This window comes from Enterococcus phoeniculicola ATCC BAA-412, from assembly GCF_000407505.1.
Taxonomy (GTDB): domain Bacteria; phylum Bacillota; class Bacilli; order Lactobacillales; family Enterococcaceae; genus Enterococcus_K; species Enterococcus_K phoeniculicola.
In genome coordinates this window covers 401,712-423,056 of the sequence record NZ_ASWE01000002.1, presented here as the reverse complement: position 1 = coordinate 423,056, position 21,345 = coordinate 401,712, and the positions used below count along the sequence as shown (strand labels likewise).

The 21,345-nt window shown below is 32.9% G+C and carries 19 protein-coding genes; 10 read left to right on the top strand and 9 right to left on the bottom strand.

The window, feature by feature from the left end:
• Positions 1 to 105: 105 nt before the first annotated feature.
• From I589_RS08720 to I589_RS08710, 4 genes are all read right to left on the bottom strand, one after another.
• Positions 106 to 648 (bottom strand): helix-turn-helix domain-containing protein, encoded by a 543-nt coding sequence (locus I589_RS08720; protein ID WP_010768464.1) that lies wholly within the window; start codon positions 646 to 648, stop codon positions 106 to 108.
• 271 nt (positions 649 to 919) lie between these two features.
• Complete coding sequence (locus I589_RS08715) at positions 920 to 2,593, bottom strand: DNA/RNA helicase domain-containing protein (protein WP_245561652.1); 1,674 nt, start codon at positions 2,591 to 2,593, stop codon at positions 920 to 922.
• The gene (locus tag I589_RS18785; RefSeq protein ID WP_010768466.1) at positions 2,571 to 2,672 is read right to left on the bottom strand and encodes a hypothetical protein; all 102 of its coding nucleotides are present in this window, start codon (positions 2,670 to 2,672) and stop codon (positions 2,571 to 2,573) included. Before I589_RS18785 ends, I589_RS08715 begins: the two co-directional genes overlap by 23 nt.
• The gene (locus I589_RS08710) at positions 2,672 to 4,504 is read right to left on the bottom strand and encodes a DNA/RNA helicase domain-containing protein (RefSeq protein ID WP_010768467.1); all 1,833 of its coding nucleotides are present in this window, start codon (positions 4,502 to 4,504) and stop codon (positions 2,672 to 2,674) included. Before I589_RS08710 ends, I589_RS18785 begins: the two co-directional genes overlap by 1 nt.
• Positions 4,505 to 5,225: 721 nt before the next feature.
• Here I589_RS08710 and I589_RS08705 point away from each other — a divergent pair.
• The 3 genes from I589_RS08705 to I589_RS18600 all read left to right on the top strand — a co-directional run bounded on the left by I589_RS08705 (position 5,226) and on the right by I589_RS18600 (position 6,835).
• Positions 5,226 to 5,891, top strand: coding sequence for a hypothetical protein (locus I589_RS08705; protein ID WP_010768468.1), 666 nt, complete (start codon positions 5,226 to 5,228; stop codon positions 5,889 to 5,891).
• 136 nt (positions 5,892 to 6,027) lie between these two features.
• Positions 6,028 to 6,405 (top strand): hypothetical protein, encoded by a 378-nt coding sequence (locus tag I589_RS18605; protein ID WP_010768469.1) that lies wholly within the window; start codon positions 6,028 to 6,030, stop codon positions 6,403 to 6,405.
• Positions 6,406 to 6,589: 184 nt separating this feature from the next.
• Positions 6,590 to 6,835, top strand: coding sequence for a transposase (locus I589_RS18600; RefSeq protein WP_245561653.1), 246 nt, complete (start codon positions 6,590 to 6,592; stop codon positions 6,833 to 6,835).
• Between the two features lie 484 nt (positions 6,836 to 7,319).
• Here the strand turns inward: I589_RS18600 and I589_RS08695 are convergent, their stop codons facing one another.
• The 3 genes from I589_RS08695 to I589_RS08685 form a co-directional block, all read right to left on the bottom strand.
• Positions 7,320 to 7,661, bottom strand: a complete 342-nt coding sequence (locus I589_RS08695) for a metal-sulfur cluster assembly factor (RefSeq protein WP_010768470.1) — start codon at positions 7,659 to 7,661, stop codon at positions 7,320 to 7,322.
• A gap of 244 nt (positions 7,662 to 7,905) precedes the next feature.
• A complete protein-coding gene (gene lysA, locus I589_RS08690) occupies positions 7,906 to 9,207 on the bottom strand; it encodes a diaminopimelate decarboxylase (protein WP_010768471.1) in 1,302 nt (433 codons plus the stop codon).
• A gap of 89 nt (positions 9,208 to 9,296) precedes the next feature.
• The gene (locus I589_RS08685; protein WP_010768472.1) at positions 9,297 to 10,301 is read right to left on the bottom strand and encodes an ROK family protein; all 1,005 of its coding nucleotides are present in this window, start codon (positions 10,299 to 10,301) and stop codon (positions 9,297 to 9,299) included.
• Between the two features lie 672 nt (positions 10,302 to 10,973).
• Between I589_RS08685 and I589_RS08680 the strand changes: the two genes are divergently transcribed.
• The 4 genes from I589_RS08680 (at position 10,974) to I589_RS08665 (ending at position 14,094) form a co-directional block, all read left to right on the top strand.
• Positions 10,974 to 11,354 (top strand): VOC family protein, encoded by a 381-nt coding sequence (locus tag I589_RS08680; RefSeq protein WP_010768473.1) that lies wholly within the window; start codon positions 10,974 to 10,976, stop codon positions 11,352 to 11,354.
• 27 nt (positions 11,355 to 11,381) lie between these two features.
• Entirely contained in the window at positions 11,382 to 12,215 is an 834-nt protein-coding gene (locus tag I589_RS08675; RefSeq protein WP_010768474.1) for a Cof-type HAD-IIB family hydrolase, read from the top strand.
• A gap of 84 nt (positions 12,216 to 12,299) precedes the next feature.
• Positions 12,300 to 13,289, top strand: a complete 990-nt coding sequence (locus I589_RS08670; RefSeq protein WP_010768475.1) for an ROK family protein — start codon at positions 12,300 to 12,302, stop codon at positions 13,287 to 13,289.
• Between the two features lie 13 nt (positions 13,290 to 13,302).
• The gene (locus I589_RS08665) at positions 13,303 to 14,094 is read left to right on the top strand and encodes a Cof-type HAD-IIB family hydrolase (RefSeq protein ID WP_010768476.1); all 792 of its coding nucleotides are present in this window, start codon (positions 13,303 to 13,305) and stop codon (positions 14,092 to 14,094) included.
• A 1,220-nt stretch (positions 14,095 to 15,314) separates the two neighbouring features.
• Here I589_RS08665 and I589_RS08660 read toward each other — a convergent pair.
• Positions 15,315 to 16,247 (bottom strand): YitT family protein, encoded by a 933-nt coding sequence (locus tag I589_RS08660; protein ID WP_010768477.1) that lies wholly within the window; start codon positions 16,245 to 16,247, stop codon positions 15,315 to 15,317.
• A 170-nt stretch (positions 16,248 to 16,417) separates the two neighbouring features.
• Here I589_RS08660 and I589_RS08655 point away from each other — a divergent pair, with 170 nt between their 5' ends.
• On the top strand, positions 16,418 to 16,909 hold the full coding sequence (locus tag I589_RS08655; protein WP_010768478.1) for a YajQ family cyclic di-GMP-binding protein: 492 nt from the start codon (positions 16,418 to 16,420) through the stop codon (positions 16,907 to 16,909).
• 157 nt (positions 16,910 to 17,066) lie between these two features.
• Here I589_RS08655 and I589_RS08650 read toward each other — a convergent pair whose 3' ends face one another.
• Positions 17,067 to 19,427, bottom strand: coding sequence for a helicase C-terminal domain-containing protein (locus I589_RS08650; RefSeq protein ID WP_034684916.1), 2,361 nt, complete (start codon positions 19,425 to 19,427; stop codon positions 17,067 to 17,069).
• Between the two features lie 364 nt (positions 19,428 to 19,791).
• On the opposite strand from I589_RS08650, the gene I589_RS08645 reads away from it, so the two are divergent.
• Both I589_RS08645 and I589_RS08640 read left to right on the top strand, forming a co-directional pair.
• Positions 19,792 to 20,415, top strand: a complete 624-nt coding sequence (locus I589_RS08645) for an MBL fold metallo-hydrolase (RefSeq protein ID WP_010768480.1) — start codon at positions 19,792 to 19,794, stop codon at positions 20,413 to 20,415.
• Positions 20,416 to 20,460: 45 nt separating this feature from the next.
• On the top strand, positions 20,461 to 21,165 hold the full coding sequence (locus I589_RS08640) for a histidine phosphatase family protein (protein ID WP_010768481.1): 705 nt from the start codon (positions 20,461 to 20,463) through the stop codon (positions 21,163 to 21,165).
• The last annotated feature ends 180 nt before the right edge of the window (positions 21,166 to 21,345 follow it).

The window sequence follows — 21,345 nt, the reverse complement described above, 5'->3', positions numbered from 1 at the left end:
TCTTTCCTCTCCGTAACAAAATATACTCTATAAAAATTATTGCAATATGAAAAAAATATGACACATAACACTTACTATAGGTATATACTCATTTTAACTTATATACTATTTTTCATCGATTTCAAAATCTAAAAAACCTTTTTTCTTAACTTTTACATAGTATTTCAATTCATAGGTTGCTTCATTAGTTGACATAGCTTTCAAAATATCAGCTAATTCTTTTTCAGCATCCTCTTTAGTAGCATACCATCCAAGAGTAACTGCACTATCCCCCCAAAAACTGTGACCATCTACACCCATTAGCAGTATTTCCGGATGATATTCTTTTCTACCAAATACAGGACTCAAAATAAATTTATAAAAAGACGATGCTTTATTATCGATTTGACTTATAATTAAAATTTTATTGTTTCCAGTACCAGTAACGGGCAAAAGTTTTTCTTGTTGTTTCAATTCAACATTTCCCAATAACTCGTCAACGGATACCTTAAAATATTTAGATAGTAAAAGTAATTTTTCAAAACTAGGTTGAGCTGTCTCATTCTCATATTTTGAAATCGACTGTCGTGAAACATCTAGTATTTCTGAAAGTTCTTCTTGCGATACCCCTTTTTCTTTTCTTAGCTGCTGTAGCTTTTTACCAAACACTTAGATCATCTCCCTTCATAAAAAACATAATAACCCAACCAAGCAATTGAATACAAGAATACACCAGTTGCAATCTTGCTACTTCTAGTTGCATCTAGCTATTCTCATTATTTGTTTAGAATGGTAATTAATGAAGTGGGCGATAGAAATGAGTTGGGTATGACTTTACTAGTTGTTTTATCCAACCGCTCTCTAATAACTCAGAAATTTTTAGAAACGCTCAAATATTTAGATACTTAGTATTTATTTTTAGTCATCAGAAATGATTTTTCTACAATCCAACTCGTTCCCTAAATATTTTTTCCACATTTTTATCTTCAAAATATACAGCACAGCCATCCATACCTCTTGACAGAAGTACATAATAAATATTTAATATGTATTCTGTTAACTCAGATAAACTAAACTCTTCTTTTAAAGGTGTTCCACCAATATCTTTATAATTTTCAGAAACAGCAATTATTCGTCCATCATTTACAGTAATATCATTACCAATGATGACTCCAGAATAGTTTAAATCATAGCCTTGGATAGCATGTATTGAGCCTATTTCATTTTCTGAGTTTATTTTTTTTACCCAATCTTCATATGTCGAGTTCCATCTTTTGTTTATACCGTCTATATTCCAGTCATATGGTAATTCTTCCAGCTTTTTACCTTTATTTTCTTTTTTACTAGTATTGGATATCCATTCTCTACAATAACCAGCTATAACTCTATTAGTTGTTTTTGGATAAGCGTGAGAATGGATATTTATATAGTCAATAACTTCTTTAAATGTATCTACAATTTTAAAATAGTCATCTTTAAAAACTTTAGTATTGAAATTTTTATTATCGCTTAATTGTAAACCGTATAATATTCCCTTTAAAAAATCTTCTCCAGAAAAATCTCCATTTCCTCCGATTCTAAACTGTTGCACCAACATTAATTTTTTATATTCTTTCGTGAGGTTCCTTATTTTTGAAGGTCTGATATTTTGAGGTTTAATACCTTGATAAGGGTCATATAACAGAACTAATCCATCCGTTATCCCCTCAAGAAGGGTGAGTTCCTCTTCACCTTCCTTAAGATGTCTTCTTGCGTTCGGATGGCCTTTTCTATAATGTTGTTTCAATTTATGGGCTTCATCTACAATAATAATATCAAATTTTTTATCATTCTTTTTTGCATCCAGTATTAGTTGAGAACCTGTTTTAACTTTTAAACGTTCATTTAAGCCAATTGACTTGAAAATTAAATTAAACTGTTTAGTTAAATTTCCTGTTGTAATTAATCCTATTTTTAAATTAGGATTCCGTTCAGCTAAAGAAAAAGCCAAATTAGTAAAAAGAACAGACTTCCCTGAACCAGCTGGAGCTTCCACTAAATATTTTTTTGTTATATTTTTTTCTATTTCGTCCACAATTTCTTTTTGTTTAGGTGATAGTTGTTTGAATGGCGAATATTTAAACAAAAGACTCTCTCTTAATTCATTAATATTTGGATTATTAACTAATCCTAATACATGCAATTCATTAGTCCATAATTTATAAAAAACTTCTGTTAATATTTCCTCCTTATTTTTATATATCAACTCAGTCTGGCCATTATTTCCATTAGCAAATACAAATCTTGTGCTATCAGCTTCTGCAATCATATAGTTTAGAATTAATGATTCTAAGTCCAGTATTACAGATTTGTTAAATAAATTAGAGTAGATTACTAAACAATTGGTAAATTCTTGATAATTAAATTTAGGATTAGTTTCTCCTAAATGTTGACTATGTCTAGAGTTAAAACTGTTAGTTTCTCCAACATAAATCTTCCTATTTTTCAGATTATAATAAATATATGTTACAGGATTATTTATTAAAACGTATTTTTGATATTCTTCTAACTGATTAACAATCCTTCCATCTACTAGTCTCAAATTTATCACTCTATAGCTTGTCAATATTATCACTCCACAAAAAATCTTTTACTTTCTTTTTTGTTTCACTATCTTTAAACCAAATATAAATTCCTTTCCTAGCACGTGTCATCAATACCCTATATGTATTTCTTTTACTTCGTTTGGATTGCCAAACTCATATATAAATCTGTTTAATCTATAGATTTCTCCATCTCTATACACTGTCCAATAATCCTCCTGAGGTGCACGATTTTTCAATTGTCCACCGTATGTCTCTACTATTTCTCTTATAAATTGTTTATCATGACTCTGATTTAAATCAACTATCCATTCATTACTTTGATTTGACCATACTAAATCGTTCCAAAAAATGTAGCCAACATAATCAAAATCGAGTCCTTGAGCAGTATAAATACAACCAATTCTGTCTTTATGACATTTTTTAATTTCTGAATACCATCTAAATTGTTCATTTATTGGGTTCCAAGGCTTATAAAAATTTTCTTCTGGAATAATAACATCATGATTCCTCACATCCTTAGTCCATTCCCAACAAAATGGTGCAAACCATTGAGCTTTTTCTTCGCTATCTATATATTTATCAAGTATCAAATCTATTTCATTTAATGTATTCAACATTTGTATCTCATACCTATCTATTTGTTTATAGGTTTTCTTTTGAGGAATTATCGAAAATAAATCATTTATTCTATCAACATAGCTACTTTGATACATTGAACGTTTCTGAACAGATAGATACTCTTGATGAAGCTCAATTTGATTTTTACTTTTTTCTACATAATTTTTAAAGTTTTTCTTCAGTCCTTCTTCTTTAATTCGAACTCTTTGTCTATCGTCTTGCAAAACAATAACAAATCTAACTTCATTTACTTTGTATAGCCTATCTAGTACCTCATCTAAGTCATGAATCCTGTGAGCCTCATCAATAATTACTAAATCGAAGATTCCATATAACCGATTAACATAAGGGGCTTTTATTTCAGTATGTCCACTAATAATGGCATTTATTATTCTACTTGTTGCAGTAAAGACTGCATTTTTCGATCCTGATATATCGATAAATTGCTTCAAAAGATACAATCCTAGGTAGGTTTTTCCAGTGCCACAATCACCACTAATCATAATTAAATGCTTTCTTTCGTTATCTTTAAAAATTTTACTAATTTTAGCTGAGATATCTCTTTGTTCATCTAACAAGGGGCTAAGTCCATCATCATTTAATACATTAACTAAATTTTCATATCCTAATTTTTCCATAGAGTACTGACCTTCAATAACTTGCTTTGTAACGCCTCTAGAGATACAATTTTTAAAGGTTGATTTTAGAAATTCAATTAATTCATCCTCTTCTCCTCGAACAAAGCAATGATTCTTTCGTGATTCATAAATACTATATTGATTACTAAACAGTTCATTTTTATTAATATAATTATGTAAATATTGTATTTCTATTAAATCAACTTGATTATTGCCAAGATTTGAATGGTTATATATAAGATGCTTTTTATATGTATGCGTTTGAACGATAGGATGACTTCTAATATTAGTTTTTTCACTAACATTTTTCAATCTGACTTCAGTAACTGATTCATCAAAATCTAAATCTATGGAGTCCCATTGTTTTAATTCAATTATTATTGCTGTCGGTTTATTAGTCTCAAGATGATACCCAGTCAATATCGCATCAATTCTTGCATTTAGCGGAGTTTCATATTCTAGTATTAGATCTAGTTCACCTAAGCCAGCATTAATAATTAGTTTAATTAATAATGGTAAAGATTTTTTCCAAGAGAGTATCTCATTATTATTAAAGGCAATATTACTATCACCATAAGATTCTAGTTTTTTCAGCATTTCTCCAGCTAATTCGTCGCCTGTTAAATGTTTTAAATTTAAGGTTTTATCATAGAAAAAAGCATCATTATCACCTCTTATTTTCAATATATAAATAATTGTATCATATATATTGAAGATTCCTTCACTAAACTTCCAATCAAAATGGAAATGTGATATAAATAGTCACTCCAAAAACAAAGAAACGGACCAAAAAATCTACAAAAAAGATTTTTGATACGTTTCTTTGTTTTTTAGTGATTTAATTCGTTCTCTAACAATCAAATTTCATCATATTTAACATCCACACATTGTTGTTAAAGTCATTTTGATTACCGTGCCGCATCTTCTGATTGAATTCAATATTATAAATCAAGCCTAAATTAACGATACTGATTCCTAATTCCGACTTCTTTTTATTAACTTTTGTAGGCTCATTATACCTCAAAGAATGGTTGAATTGGCCCTTAAAAATATAGTTAGCTCGTTATCTATCAAAAAACTAACCACACTGTTCTCACTATTAATCTAAAATTTTATACTTATTTCATAATCTAATGACAACAGAATGGTTTAAAAAAATATTTACCTCTAAGCCAGTCGGTATTCAAAATTATGATTTATTTTCATCCCAATTTTTATGAGGTATTAATCACTATATTGACAAATTTAGGTCTTTTTCATTATGGTCACTTCCTGAAAACCGTGATGAATGTTGATGTACAAATGTTTTCCCTTTATGTCAAACAAAAGAATAAGTAATCAATCTGTTTTTTTTGATATAATCAATATAAATACTCAAATTTTTTTACAAAGGAGGTATCTTATCTTGTCTCATATTCAGCATTTAGAACCTATTTTAAAAAAAATGTTGCACAACTATGAAGTAATTTCTAGTAAAGTTTCCACTAATGGACAAAGTCTCTATGTAACCGTATTAAAGCAAAATACCGATTACTATTGTCAATTTAGAATTAGCACACATAGCTCCAGCTCAAGCTTTTATAGTAATAAATCCTTTAACTATTTTGGAAACAATTCAGATAAATTAGTAGAAAAAATTTTAAATTATTTAGAATATTCACCTTGGACAAGTTTTACTTATGCAGATTATTTTGTTCTTCAAACGCTTAAATTATCATCAAAGCAAGACATTTTTTATTATATTGATAATACTTTTGGTATTTTTGATAATAATGTGCAGAGTATGGTTTTTTATCAAGAATATAATCACAGTAAATACAAAGCAATTAACCTTGTAACTGAATCTTTCAATAAATTTCTAAAAAAACTATTTTCCACTGGTCTTTTATCCCACTATAAATTATCTGAGGACATACTTCGATTATATATAACAAACGCAGGGGCAGAATTATTAAATAGATATACTTCAGTCTATTCAGATTTATATGAAGAAGATTTCTATGGTATAGATTGGAAAAATATCGCTTTACCTGAACACACTGGGTCTACTTTAATTGCAAACAAAGAATAATAAACAATAAAAGTGTCTCTATAATATTTGGTGTTGTCACTCAAAAAAGAGTAGGAACACCAAATTTTTTTATAACAAAAAGCATTTGGTTCCTCTATAATTAAGTCGTCGAACAAAATATAGAAGGAGAAACCAAATGCCTATGACTAAGATTAACAGAAAAAAAGAGGAAAAGACAAGTGAATTAATAAAAAAGTTACTAAACATAAAGGATTCAAACCTCTACTTTGTAGAGGACCCCTTAGCTAAAGAAACCATCTCTGGTAAACTGACTAATGTCTTTACCGGTATACTTACTTATACGCCTTCTTGTTGCCCAGCTTGTGGCTGTGTCAATGAAGGACAATGTATCATTCGTCATACGTATTATGAGCGTCTCTTTAGCTCATTCCGTATTAAGAGGTTCCTTACCTACTGTTATCTAAGTAGTGCTTTCGTTGTAAACCGTACACAGCCGCTTTCTCTTCCCAGAAGACCTATGTTCAGGAAAATTGTTACATTTCGAATCCATTGAAATTCGCTATTGCCATTGATTTGAAGCGTAAAATTTCAATGAAAGATAGTTGGGAACTCTTGTCTCTTTTAAAACGGTTGAACGAGTCCTAGACTCTTTTCATAGAGAACCTCGTTTTAATCCCCACTACTTGCCAGCTCATTTATTGATTGAGTTTAAAGGAACGAAAGATCGTGAAGGTACCATGTGTTTTATCGTCAGTGGCGCAGATACAGGACAACTTTTTGATAGTTTAAGCGATCGAAGAAACTTCAAACTACGTGCGTATTTTCAACGATTTACGCTAAAAGCGCGAAAGAAAGTCACCCATATTGTCATGAACATGAATGCTTCTTATGGTAGCTTTGTAAAAGATGTATTTCCTTGCGCTAAAATTTCAATTGATCGATTTCATGTGATTCAACAACTGAGTAGAGCCTTTAATAAGTAGCGAATTCAGGCAATGAATCAACTAAAAAAGTGATTTCATTGCCCAAAAGAACTATCGCAAGTTAAAAAAATATTGGCGGACACTTTTAAAGAAACATAAAAACATTAACTACAGTGCACTCAAACAGTTTCCTCTCTTTCAAAAGAGATATGTAACAGAATCAGAGGTTTTGGATCATCTCCTAGGCGTGGATTCTGACCTTAGAGAAAACTATAAAATTTTTCAAGAACTCTACCTTTGAAAATAAGGATTATAAGGGCTTCTTTACTTGTATTGACCAACTTGCCTAGCAGTTGAATAAAGAAACGAATTGCCTTTGAATTTCGAACATTTCGCCACCTACGCCTGCGTATTCTTGTCCAACAAGGTCTCTGTGAACTCATTTAAAAAACAAAAAAGAGAACACTGAAATGTTCTCAATTCTGCGACTTATTTTTAAAACAACACCATTTGACAAAGAGCCCCATTAAATCAACTCTATTCCCTAACGAATTCCCAAAGCAATTCGTGCATAACGACTCATTTTATCCGTCGTCCATGCGGGATACCACACCAGCTTCACTTCTGCTTTTGTAACTTCTGGGACTTCTTTCATCGCTTCATGAATTTGTTCGGTCAAAATGTCTGCCAATGGACAGCCCATAGTTGTCAGAGTCATTTTTATTACTGTTTCACCCGTTTGTTCAAACTCAATTTCATATATTAAACCTAAATTTACAATGTCTATACCTAGTTCGGGGTCAATAACGGTTTCTAATGCCATTAAAATTCGTTCTTTAATAGACTCAATTTCTTCCGGACTCCATGCTTGATTTGTTTCGCTCATCTTTTCACACTCCTCAGCAAGATTCCTATCCATAATACTCTTTTTTTTATCATTTGTAAATGAGAATATCCTCTTCTCCATTCTCGGTACATCTATTTCTATACAAGACTATCTGTAACTAAAAACTCTGACACCTCTATTAAAAATAGAAAAAAAACAAGTAATAGCCAAACAAGGTCGTCTTCCTCCTCCTTAACCATTCATTGCTTTTCTCTAATTCATTTTTTTCAGTTTAAAATAATTATTATTCAGTAATCGGTACATCTAAATGAATAATGTCCTCATAAGTTTCTCTTCGAACAACTAAGGTCGCCTGCCCATCTTCAACAAAAACAACTGCAGGTCTAGGGTTTCTATTGTAATTGCTTGCCATAGAGTAGCCATAAGCACCAGTGCTTGTTAGTGCCACAATATCTTTATCCGTTACCTTTGGAAAATCAATTTCTCGAATTAATACATCTCCTGATTCACAATACTTTCCAACAATACTTATTTTTTCCGCCGATTCTGCTTTGCGGTTTGCCACCACTGCGTCATAAGCTGCATCATACAATGCTGGACGTATATTATCTCCCATACCACCATCAACAGAAACAAATTTACGAATTCCAGGTACTTCTTTTTGTGCCCCAACACTATACAAGGTAACCCCAGCTTCAGCAACAATACTTCTGCCAGGCTCTATCCAAATTTCAGGTAATGGATAATCATTCTTTTGACATGCTTCCTTCACCTGATGAATAATCGTTTTTACAAACTCGGAAGGAGAAACAGGAGTGTCTGCCTGCGTATATTGAATACCGAATCCACCGCCAATGTTAAACACTTCCGCTAGATAATTCATTTTTAATTTCCATGTATTTAACAAATCAAAAATAATGTTTACCGCCGCAATAAAGCCTTCTGGTGAGAAAATTTGAGAGCCGATATGACAATGTACACCTTTTACAATAAATACATCATCAGATAAAAGTTGAGACAGCGCCTCGTTTGCTTGACCACTGGCTACATCAAATCCAAACTTTGAATCTGCCTGTCCAGTCAATATATAATCATGTGTTTCTGCGCTAATCCCTGGTGTTACACGAAACAATACTTCTTGCTTCTTCTTCTCAGTATGTAGAATTTCACTTAAAATCTGTATTTCATAGAAGTTGTCAACAATAATGGTTCCCACACCTTCATCTACAGCCATTTGTAGTTCGCTCTTTGTTTTATTATTTCCATGGAACTCGATGTCTCTAGGATTCATTCCTCCACGAATCGCTGTATAAAGCTCTCCACCTGAGACAACATCGCAAGTTAATGATTCTTCTTGTAAGACTTTATACACAGCTAAACAACTAAATGCTTTACTTGCATAGACAACTTTATTTTTTACTCCTGCTTCTTCAAATGTTTGTTTAAATCCGCGTGCCATCTCTCTAATATGTTGGACATCATAGACAAATAATGGAGTGCCGTATTTTTTTGCTAATTCTATTGTATCAACGCCACCAATTTCTAAGTGATCTTTTTGATTCCATTTTGCTGTTCCAAATAACATACCTTCACTCCTTTTCACTAATTATCTAGCATAATAGCATATTAATGAAAAAATGACTAGATTTCACTTAGTATTTTCTTATCAACTAGTTAGTCATCTAAATCCTCTAACAGCTGAATGCCAATAAAATTAAGACCTATAAAATATTCTTCTAAAAATGATGATGACTTTTTAATAAAAAAAGAAATATCATATGGAAAAAGCGTATCTAATTTTGAAAGGACCTCTTCCTCCCAATCTAAAGGAAGAAATTTACTTTCACTGTAAACAACTATCTCATCTGGATCATAAAGACTGACAAGAATTTGAAGACTCTCCATGACACGTTCTCTATAAAGTGTTTTATCAGTAATCGGAAATTCTTGTTGGTAAAATTGGGGAGCATGTTTTATCTCTCCACTCATACCATGACCCCCATGAAACAACTGATTATGGATAACTAAAGAAGCACCAGGTGGAAATTTTTCTGGAAAATATACACCAGCAATTACTTTCTCATTTCCCTTGTTTTTTAAAGAGTAACCTAACGTAGCTGCATTAATGTCATTTTCTACTATAACTGGTAAATGAAAAGTATCACGAATTTGTTGAGTAAGATTTATATTTAGCAGCGCAGAGTAATCCATGATTTTTAAATAGCCATTTATTTCTGTTCCAGGAACGCCAATTACAAGTGATGAAATAGTGGGATATTCTTGAAGTAAGCGCCCTATCTCTTTTTTTAGTCCATTTAGTTCAATTTGCTCTTCATATTTTCTATATTTTTTAACTATTTGATTTTCGAGATTCACGACAGAAAAATTTGCAGTCATTTCTTCATCCTGTGCAACGTATTGAACAATAAGTGTTGTATGATAATTAGCATTTAATCTATAAACAGAAGCTTTTCTACCACCTGTTACGATTGGATTATCTAATTCTATTAACTCTCCTCTGGCAATCATTTCAGGCAATAGTTTATTAATGGTTACTACACTAAGGCCTGTACTCTTAGCTAGCTGAGTCTTCGTTAACGGCTTCTGGTTATCATTAAAAACTTTTTTTATGAATTTTTGATTATGCTTTTTGATTCTTTCAGGTCCATAAGATTTCATATTTTCCCTCCTTTATTGCAGCAAAATTAGCATAGCAAAAATTATTTAATAAAACATCTTTATTAATGTTGTTAACAATGGTATAAATATATATGTAAAGAAACACATAGTTAGTCAGGTAAAAAGAAAATTCAGTTTAATTTTGATATAAATAAACACGTAACTAGTTTTCTAAACAATTTTTAAATTCCAGGGAGGACTTCTACAAGACACACAACTTAGCTAAAAAATGATTGGAGATCATTTATAGAATACGGATAGCTCTGATTAACAATGTATAAAACTATGAATTACGAAAACAGTTAGTAAAAAACTATTTGGTGTCCATGTTGAAGTTCTTACTGCAGAGCCCTCTATTTCCTCTAACTATGGATGAACTATTTTTGTAGGTAAAATTTCTTGCTAACTTTCAATTGCACATTTTTAAAGGTGTGCCCTATCTCCATTTTCTACTTGGACCGAACGTTCAAATTTATACAGCCACTCATCCTCTATATCCCATTGGAAGTAGTAGTGAACTTGAAATTGACAACGGAACGATCTTAATCGTCTGGAGTCACTTTGAAAAATAATGTGTGGCGCTGAGTAGTTGTTGCAAAAAAATTTCCCAGAGAATGTCATGATTGGAGGAGCCCTGCTAAAGATATAAAAATAAATATAGGAGGAAAAATTATGAAAATTGAACATATTGGTTTATGGGTAAATGATCTTGAAAGAATGAAGCAGTTTTACGAAACCTATTTTAAAGCACGCAGTAATTCACTCTACAAAAATGAAAAAACTGGCTTTTCTTCTTACTTTCTTACATTCTCAACAGGTAGTCGTCTGGAAATAATGCATAAAGAAGAGATTCCAGCAAACGCCTCTATTCAAACTGGTTATGCACACTTGGCACTCTCGGTTGGAACCAGAACAGAGGTTGATCGTCTAACTGAACAGTTAACTGCCAATGGATATCCGCTGGTCAGCCCTACTCGAGTGACCGGAGATGGGTACTATGAATCGGTCATTGCTGATCCAGAAGGAAATTTAATAGAATTAACAACAGACTAATATCAAATTAGAATAGGAGTTTTTATTATGACAATCAAAGCAATCGTATTAGATATTGATGGCACCCTATTAACCTCAGAAAAGAAAATATCCGAAAAAACAAAACAATCATTAATTCATGCGCAAAAAAAGGGAGTGAAAGTGATTCTAGCTTCTGGACGACCAACCTCCGGTATGCTATCGCTTGCTAAAGAGCTGCTCATGGATGTCTATGAAGGTTTCTTAGTATCCTACAACGGAGCTGTTGCAATGGATTGTTTAACGCATCAACCTATTTTTAGCAAAGTAATTCCTAATGATTCTGCAAAAAAAATATTAAACCATCTAAAACAGTTTCAATTAATTCCTATGATTAATGATGAAACGTATATGTACGTGAACGATGTATACAACAACCAACTACAGTTACCTGATGGTCCGTTTAACATTATTGAGTATGAATCAAGAGGTGGGCAATTCTTGTTATGTGAAGTGAAGGATTTAGCTGAATTTGTTGATTTTCCATTATATAAAATTCTTATCGCAGGAGATCCTGAGTATCTGCAACAAAATCATTTAGCGATAAAAGAACCCTTCTTAGACCAAGTAACAGCTGCCTTTTCTGCTCCTTTCTATTTTGAGTTTACGATGAAAGGAATTGATAAAGCAAAAGCACTTAATGAAATTGCTGCACAGCTTTCTATCACTCAAAATGAAATTCTTTCTTTTGGCGATGGGCAAAATGATCGTTCAATTATCGAATATGCAGGTACTGGAATTGCAATGGGTAATGCTGTTGATGAGTTGAAGGAAATTGCTGATGATGTCACTTTATCAAATGATGAAGATGGGATTGCTGTAGCTTTAGAAAAATACTTATAGGTTTCATTAATTAGTAGAAAAAGTTGAAATTTTAACTCTCTCTTAATTCACTGTAAAAAGAATAAACAAGGAAGTGGACTGGCTATGGATAAGCGATCCATTCGTACACGCAATCTAAATATTATCAGAAAAGTACTGTTTAATCATGAGAAACTACTCGCATCAGAATTAGTTGAAATAACCGGTTTTAGCATGGTCACCGTTAACTCTTTATTAAAAGAGCTGATTGAAGCAAAAGAAGTTATTGAAGGAGAACTCATCCAGCAAAAAGTTGGACGTCCTGCTATTGAATATGTTCTTGATTATGATGCTTCTTTTTCACTTTTATTATCCATTCAAGAAAAAAAGAAAGGCTTATGTGTTTATTCTGAGCTTGTAAACTTAAATGGAGTTATAAAAAAACAAGAAGAATTTGATTTGCTTAACATTACGCTCGAAGAAGTTTTATTCATTATCAAAAATCAGTTAGATGCCTATCCATTTGTGAAAAAAATTGGCTTATCTCTTCCCGGAAAAGTCCATAATGGAATTGTTCAATCAAGCTGGTATGAAAAATTTGATTATTGGCCAATCATAGAATCAATTCAGAATATTACTTCTATACCATTTTATGTTCAAAATGACGCCCACCTTATCACGATTGGCTTTGCTTTACAGCAAAAACTTTCTTTAGCCAAAGAAACGATTGTCGGCATTTTTCATCCAAAGACAAGTATGCCTGGGATTACAATTTTAGCAAATCAAGAATTAATCGAGGGGAATTTATCATTAGCAGGTGAAGCAAAATTTTTCCCTGGATTTTTGGAGCATCCGCTTCCCTCTTCCGACGAGGATTTAGCAAACCGGTTCCTTACGTTACTCTCCTTTTACAATGTTGCCATAGCACCCCACTCCTTTATTCTTTCATCTGATGGAGTCGTGCCAAAAACAGTTCAACATTTGATTCAACAGGACTCGTTTTTAAAAAAACAACCGAACCAACCGAATTATTATTTTGTTACAGAGTTTCAGACTTGTATTACACTTGGACTTCGCTGGCTTATTCATAAAAATAGTCCTTATGCATTAGAATGAAAGGAGAATCATTTTGAAGAATTCAGAGACAAAAGGTATTATTTTTTTCGACTTAGATGGTACGCTTTTAAATGAGCGTTCTGAAATTAGTACGGAAAATCGTTTATTACTTCTGCTATTAGACGATTTAAATTATTTACTAGTTGCCGCTAGCGGTCGTTCGCCTAAAGAGATTGAAACCATCGTAGGAAGGAGTCCAATTTCTAGTTATGTTTCTTTAAATGGCCAATATGTAGTCTACGAAAAAAAATGTATTAGTCATCATGCAATACCTTCTGAGCTGATTACAGAACTTCTTTCCTTTGCACATAAGTTTCAAACCCCTGTTGCAATGTATGGCAAGGAAGATTATCGTATTAATTTTATTAACTCTGCAACAAAGAAACTTTACAAGCTAGATAATGCAGACTTGCCTCAAATAGATGAAACTTATTTTTTAGATGAGGAGATCTTTATGCTTTATCTATTCAATGAAACGCCTGAATATGATGAATTATTTATGAAAGAATTTAAAGGCTTACTTACGTTTTATCGAGATAGTCCTTATTCATTAGCAGTCATTTTACACGGTCGTTCAAAGAAACAAGGAATATATGATATTTATCAGCAGCTAAGTCCAGATGTTATAAAAAATAGTTTTGCTTTTGGCGATGGAATGAATGATATTAGTATGCTTCAATCTGTCACCCATTCGATTGCTATGGGAAATGCCTCTGACTCAGTAAAAAAAATAGCTGATTACGTAACCACTTCACATACAGATAGCGGAATACTCACTGGTCTAAAACACTACAAAATTATTTAAAAGACAAGAAACACATAAATAAACCGAGTGACAAATTCGATCAATTTTCTATATTTCTTGTCTTTTTGCTTGCTAAACTTGTTTATTCGTTGCGTACATTTCATTTTTATTTAGTCGTATCCTTACTGAAAATACTAGTAAACTTTGGTTTACTCAATACTCCTTAATCAACTCTTCTTTAGATAGGTCTGAAGAAGCTTATCACTCCTATTTTTGAATAGCGTTCATCATCTCCTATCTAAAGTAAATGGTACTTTTTATCATTACATAGCAATAAATCCATCAAGCCAGATTCTTGTTCAACAACTTGGAAGGAGAATAAACAAGAGTCTTTTACTTACACGCTTATTTACAGACAGTCAGCTTACCATTCTTTCACTGCTAGCTATTTTTCACGCATACTTTTTAACTGTAAAAAATTTGGACGAATTTTTTCTAGTAAAAGTAAATGTTCAAGGCTATTTCACTAGATTACACTTGATACACAAACATTCGCTAGACTTACTTAACTAGTAAATCTTTTAACAATCGTAAGTCTCGTTCAATAACGAATAAAAGATAGATTTATAAGAATTTAATTGGGCTCTTATAAAAAGAAATATCCTTCAGTCTGTTCTGTCTTTAAGGGATTATAGGGTGAGGGAGAGTCAAACACAGGCGGGTTTGAATAGTTTTCCTAATTATTTGACTGACTATCCTATTTCATCCATTAAAATTGAACCCTTACTCTGATAAACTAGTATGCTAAACTTTTTTGCTTCAAAGCAAAAAAAGTACCGACCAGCTTTGTCACTGTTCGATACCTCTGTCATAGCTAATTAAGCGTTTTTCTCTCCTACTGTTATTAATTATACAAAAAAGAGTAGATAAATTTCCTCTTGTTAGGTACAATATAGAAGGTCAATGTGCGCATTGGCTAGGGCAAACTTGATTGATCAGTTCCTGCTGATTATTCAAGGCTTCATACGATGACGCCAATCATTGTATGAAGTGCCTTTTTTATTTGGATTTATTGCTATGCCTTATTTTAATGAATGAAAACCCTATAAGTCAAGAACAAAAAATGAGATAACATTGCTATTTCTTAGACAAAAAACTTGTTATTCAATTAATAAAAAAACAAGAATATTATTTTGCAAAAAAAATTTTTTAAAACATTATTTTACATTAGAAACTTATTCAAAATAAGGATTCTTCTCGATGGAAGAATCCTTACTCTACTACTTATTATTTTTATTAAATTTCAACTCTGGAAGCTGTCCTGTCTTTCGATAGGTCTTTTGTTCATTTTCATTTGCAAATCGGCCAATTACTGATTGCGTAGGCAAAATATTAATGAAAGCATTCTCATCAATCTCAAGAACAATTTGTTCTAAATCATACAGCTCATAGCGTGTGACAACCATCATAATCATTTTTCCTTCTACTTTTGCAAAACCACCAATCGAAGGAAGGAGGGTCATTCCACGAACTAATTTTTTTGAAATCGCCTCTGCTACAGATTCAGGTTTAACTGTAACGATCATTGCTGTAACTTTTTGGTGACTAGTATGAATCATATCCACAACTTGAGTCATACAATAAATCGAAATAATAGTAAACAGAGCACTTTCCCAGTTAAATAAAAAACCTGCAAGCATAACAATTAAGCCATTTAGCAAAAACATATATTTTCCGACTGTTTTTCCTGTTACCTGAGATAAAATTAAGGATAAAATGTCCATTCCACCCGTAGTAAATCCATATTTTAATGAAAGGCCTGCTCCGACTCCGACAAATACGCCTCCTACAATGGCATTCATCAAAATATTATCTGTTACATGACCAATAGGAACAATCATCGTCATAATGGAAATGCACAGCACATTTACAAAACTTAAAAGTGTGGATGCCTTACCAAGCTTTATGTAACCTAAAATAAAAACAGGAATATTGAGCAACAGAATAAACATCCCTGTATCTGTTTCAATCTTTAAATAGGTCTTTAAAAGAGAAGCAATAATCTGTGCTACACCATTCATTCCAGCTGAAAATACATGAGCTGGAATTAAAAAGTAATTTAACCCTATTGCTGCAGTAAGTCCGGTTAATAAAATAACTCCAATCTTCTTAACAATCTCATTTTTTTGATAGGTTCCTATTAGTTTACTCACTGACCACACCCCTTAAATTATTCCATTGCTAGAATAACAAATTCATCAATAAATTGAAATAGTTCCGACCTAAATGAGAAGAATTTTACCTTCTAGAATCAACTGGTAGCAAAAAGGCTTTCATGGTATGATTTATGTAATACAATTGAAGGATTACAGGAGGAATGATTATGGCAAAAGATGCAAGTTTTGATATCGTATCCGAGGTGAACATTGAAGAGGTGAAAAATGCAATTCAAATCGCTTTAAAAGAATTAAACAACCGGTTTGATTTTAAAGGCTCAACAGTTGAAATTACTTTAGATAAGAACAAAATAAATGTTGTTGGGGATGATGATTTTAAGCTGGAGCAAATAAAAGATATTTTGTTTAGTAAGCTGATGAAACGTGGAGTCCCTATTAAAAATATCCACTTTTCAGAAACAATTAAATCACTGGGTGGAAAAGCTCGTCAAACGGCAGATTTAATTTCTGGAATAGATAAAGAAAATGCAAAAAAAATTAATAATGCCATAAAGGATGCAAAGCTGAAAGTTAAATCTCAAATTCAAGACGATCAAATACGTGTTACTGGGAAAAATCGGGATGATTTACAAGCAGTCATTCAAACTTTAAGAAAATTAGATTTACCTATTGAACTGCAGTTTACAAATTATCGCTAGAAACGTACTGCTTTTTTTGAAATATTATCAATCGATTCATGTATGCACACAAGGAAAAAATACAGCAAGTTTTATCTAAAAAAGTGAGAGCAATTATCCATGGTTAAACTAAATCTCCCAGTTTAAACCGACCGGATTTCTGCCCTCACTTTTTAATTTATATTTGATTATCGACTCTCTTCCAAAAGCTTTCTATTTTCTCCTTTAACTGAGCAGGAGTAAATGCAGTTTCATACTGTCGCCAATGCGGTGGGAATAGTACCTGATATCGTGATGTCTTAAAACGTCTATCTAATAAAAGAACAATTCCCTGATCTGTTGCATCCCTTATTACACGTCCAGCTGCTTGAAGCACTTTATTCATCCCAGGAAGTTGATACGCAAAGGCAAATCCATTTTTATCTGATTCGTCATAATAGTTTTTTATCAGTTCTTGCTCATGATTCATTTGAGGAAGTCCTACGCCTACAATTGCTGTTCCAATCAGTCGAGTCCCTTTTAAATCGATCCCTTCAGAAAAAATCCCTCCAAGAACACAGAAACCAACAAGAGTTTTTTTAGGATCTTTTTCAAATTTACTCAAAAACAATTCTCGTTCTTCTTCATTCATCTTAGTATCTTGAATCACCATCTGAATTTCTGGATAAACTTGTTTAAATCCCTCTGCAATATCATCTAAATATTGATAAGAGGGGAAAAAAATCAAATAATTTCCTTTTTTTGCTTGGACTAAATCACCAATCGCTTGAATAACAGCAGATTCACTATCCTGACGTTTTTGATAAGTTGTCTCAATATAATTTGCAAGAATAATTTGCTGATTTTCAATAGGAAATGGACTAGGTAATCGATACGCTAGACTATCTTTTCCGCCCAGTACTTCTTGATAATAAGAAAGTGGTGAAAAGCTAGCTGAAAATAACAAACTTGCTTTCCCTTTATCTAATGAAGACTCTAAAAAGTCTGAAGGATCGATACAACATTGACGAACAATTAAGTCTCCTAGCTTTCTCTCAATTGTCGTCTCATAATGGTCATCATAATACTCGCTCATTTTAAGAAATGATAAAACATCAAAATAATAAGCTAGAACGGCGGGCTGCATAGAGGCCTCTGGAAATTCAGCCAGCCATTCTTTCATTTTTTCACTTAACTTGTATAGTTGATTGGTCAAACTTTCTGCAGGTTGTTTTTGATGATGATACACCCAGTTGTCTTCTTCAGAAATTTTCTCGATAGCTAAAAACTCTTTAGAGACTTTTTTCAATGCACGCTGAAGTGTCTGGTATTCTGTCCCTAATTCTCGAATCAGCTCCATACACTTATTTTTTGTGATTACTGCAGAATACATTTCGCGTGACCGATTCACCAAATTATGTGCCTCATCAATAAGAAAAATATTTTCTTCATTTGTATCTTCTTCAAAAAAGCGGCGTAAATATACCGTTGGATCAAACAAATAATTGTAGTCTCCGATAATGACATCACACCATAAACTAACATCCAAAGACAGTTCAAAGGGACAAAGTGTATGCTTTTTTGCATATTCTTCAATCACTTCTCTTGTCATTTGGTTCTCGTGGTTTAAAAGATCCCACAGTCCTTCATTTAACCGATTATAATAGCCGTTTGCATATATACAATGTTCTGGCGTGCAATTTCGTTCAGTCAAAAAACAAATCTTATCTTTCGCTGTTAATGTAACACTCTTAGCCTCGGCTCCTACGCCACTTAGTGCAACCATCGCATCTTCAGCTACCTGTCTTGTAATCGTTTTCGCTGTTAAATAAAAAACGCGTTCTCCCTCTTGTTCTCCTATCGCCTTTAAAGTTGGAAAAAGCGTCGAAATTGTCTTTCCTGTTCCAGTTGGCGCTTCAACAAACAACTTTTGTTTCGTTCGAATTGTTTTATAGGCTGCTACTGCTAACTCGCGCTGCCCTCTTCTATACTCCTCATAGGGAAATTTAAGTGCCATTAAAGAAGCATTTCGCACAGTACGCCAATTTTCTTGAAAAATCACCCATTCCCTATACTCAGTGACCAACTGATTAAAAAAATTTTCTAAGTCTTTTGCCGTAAAATGACGAGTCGTCCGTGTAATGACTTCTTCAATCGTTTGATAGTAGGTTAACTGAATCGTAATTTCTTCCAGTTCATTTTGACTTACATATATATAGCCATAAACCATCGCTTGAAAGAAAAATAAATCTACTTGGTCTTCATCTAACTCTTCAAATTTAGGCTCTGATGTCTTTATTTCATCAATGTACCAGTGATTCTCTTTTTTAAAGATTCCATCTGCTCGTCCTTCAATTTTTAAGACGATATCGTCAAATATAACCTCAGTCTTTAAAAAGACTTCTTTTTGATAAGTATCTCCAACCTCTTTTTGTAGCTTTCGATGGATTCTTGCTCCTTCGAGTGCAGTATGTGTACTGTTTTTCCCAGTATCTATACTCCCTTTTTTCAAAATAAATTCAACGAGCTGTCTGACTGAAATTTTTGTCTGCTTCATCAAGAGCCCCCTTATCAACAAACAAGCGTTCGTGTTTAATAAATTATAATTATAGAACAATTTTCTATTATTGAAAAGAAGGAAGTATCTTTTTCTGTAGAAAAAGATACTTCCTTCTAACCATAAAAAAATTCCCTGCGGATAAACAGGGAAAAGGATAAAGAATTAGGATTTCTTTGGATAACGATACTATAACGTAGTTTTCTTAGAAAATCATGAAAACCTGATAGTCTTCTGTTTAAAATTCACTCTATCTTTTCATAGAATCTGATTATTCAGAAAGTTCTCTGCTTTTTTTGTCGGCTACCTTTTCTTGATGTATACTAAAGGAGTAACTGAGAGAACTGTATTTTTAAGGAGGATTTTTATGAATATTGAACGGATTGCAACAGGACCTATTCAGGAAAATTGCTATCTTGTGTCAAATAATGAAGCATTGCTAATTATTGATCCTGGTGAGGATGCAAAAAAATTAATTTCAGAAATCACCCGTATTGGACAAGCACCAGTAGCTATCTTATTGACACATACGCATTATGACCATATAGGTGCTGTAGAAGAACTGCGTCATTATTACCATGTTCCAGTTTATGTAAGCCCTCTAGAACAAGCTTGGCTCGGAGATCCGATACGTAACCTCTCTGGATTGGGGCGTCATGATGACATCAATAATATTATCGTTCAGCCCGCAGAATATGAATTTGAAATGAAAGATTATGTACTTGGTGATATGCGTTTTTCTGTTGTACCAACACCGGGTCACTCTATTGGAAGTGTCAGCTTCATTTTTGATGACTTTGTTGTCTGCGGTGATGCTTTGTTTAGAGGCAGTATTGGACGTACCGACCTTTATACAGGAAATCTTGAACAGCTATTAAATAGTATTCAAACGCAGCTCTTCTCTCTTGCTGGTGAGCTTCCTGTCTATCCTGGGCATGGGGAAGCAACTACCATTGAACGAGAACGAACAACAAATCCATTTTTTAACTAACAATAGCCAAATGGAATCATTCAATTATTGATAAGGAGTGGAAAAATGACAGAAACAAATTTGTACGTAGTCAGACATGGAAAAACAATGTTTAACACCATCGAACGTGTTCAGGGATGGTGTGACACCCCTCTTACAAAAGAAGGACAAGAAGGAATTCATTATTTGGGGCTAGGTCTTAGAGATGTTCCTTTTACTGAAGCATTTTCTAGCGATAGCGGTCGTGCGATTGAAACAAGTCGGATCATTCTTGGGGAACATACACATGGGCGAAAAATCCCATATTCCGTAGATAACCGAATTCGTGAATGGTGCTTTGGGTCACTTGAAGGAGGATACGATAAAGAAATGTGGGGTGTCGTCCCTCGCGTACTTAACTTTAAAAATTATGATGATATGATTGAAACAGATGTTACCTTCCAACAAATTGCTGAAGCTATTTTAGCAGCAGACACTGCAAACTGGGCTGAGCCATATGAAGTGCTACGAGACCGGGTATGGTCTGGATTCGAGGATATCGCTCATCGAAGAGAAAAAAATGGTGGTGGAAATGTTCTTGTTGTCTCTCACGGCTTAACAATTGCTTTTTTACTCAATCTTATTGATTCTAGCCAGCCGATACGTGCAGGTCTTCAAAATGGAAGCGTCACTCGCTTAACCTATAAAAATGGAAAGTTCTCCATTCAAGAAATAAATAATGTCAGCTATATTGAAAATGGAAAACAGTTATCAAAAACGCTTTTAAATTAGCTTGTTCTAAACTTGTTTAAATTGAGTAAGCCAAGGAGAACCCTTCTTTGGAAAGCCTTTTTAAACAAGTTTTTTTGTGAAAATTTGAAAGCTGGTACTTATTGAAATAGTTTTCAAGGTTTTCGTAAAGAATTAGCAGTATTTTAGAAAACATTTGGTTTTCCTCATAATAACAGGTAT

Coding starts and splice junctions, on each gene's coding strand:
- I589_RS18785 (WP_010768466.1), bottom strand. CDS start 2,672: ATGACACGTGCTAGGAAAGGAATTTATATTTGGTTTAAAGATAGTGAA.
- I589_RS18605 (WP_010768469.1), top strand. CDS start 6,028: ATGCCTATGACTAAGATTAACAGAAAAAAAGAGGAAAAGACAAGTGAA.
- I589_RS18600 (WP_245561653.1), top strand. CDS start 6,590: ATGTGTTTTATCGTCAGTGGCGCAGATACAGGACAACTTTTTGATAGT.
- I589_RS08695 (WP_010768470.1), bottom strand. CDS start 7,661: ATGAGCGAAACAAATCAAGCATGGAGTCCGGAAGAAATTGAGTCTATT.
- lysA (WP_010768471.1), bottom strand. CDS start 9,207: ATGTTATTTGGAACAGCAAAATGGAATCAAAAAGATCACTTAGAAATT.
- I589_RS08685 (WP_010768472.1), bottom strand. CDS start 10,301: ATGAAATCTTATGGACCTGAAAGAATCAAAAAGCATAATCAAAAATTC.
- I589_RS08680 (WP_010768473.1), top strand. CDS start 10,974: ATGAAAATTGAACATATTGGTTTATGGGTAAATGATCTTGAAAGAATG.
- I589_RS08675 (WP_010768474.1), top strand. CDS start 11,382: ATGACAATCAAAGCAATCGTATTAGATATTGATGGCACCCTATTAACC.
- I589_RS08670 (WP_010768475.1), top strand. CDS start 12,300: ATGGATAAGCGATCCATTCGTACACGCAATCTAAATATTATCAGAAAA.
- I589_RS08655 (WP_010768478.1), top strand. CDS start 16,418: ATGGCAAAAGATGCAAGTTTTGATATCGTATCCGAGGTGAACATTGAA.
- I589_RS08645 (WP_010768480.1), top strand. CDS start 19,792: ATGAATATTGAACGGATTGCAACAGGACCTATTCAGGAAAATTGCTAT.
- I589_RS08640 (WP_010768481.1), top strand. CDS start 20,461: ATGACAGAAACAAATTTGTACGTAGTCAGACATGGAAAAACAATGTTT.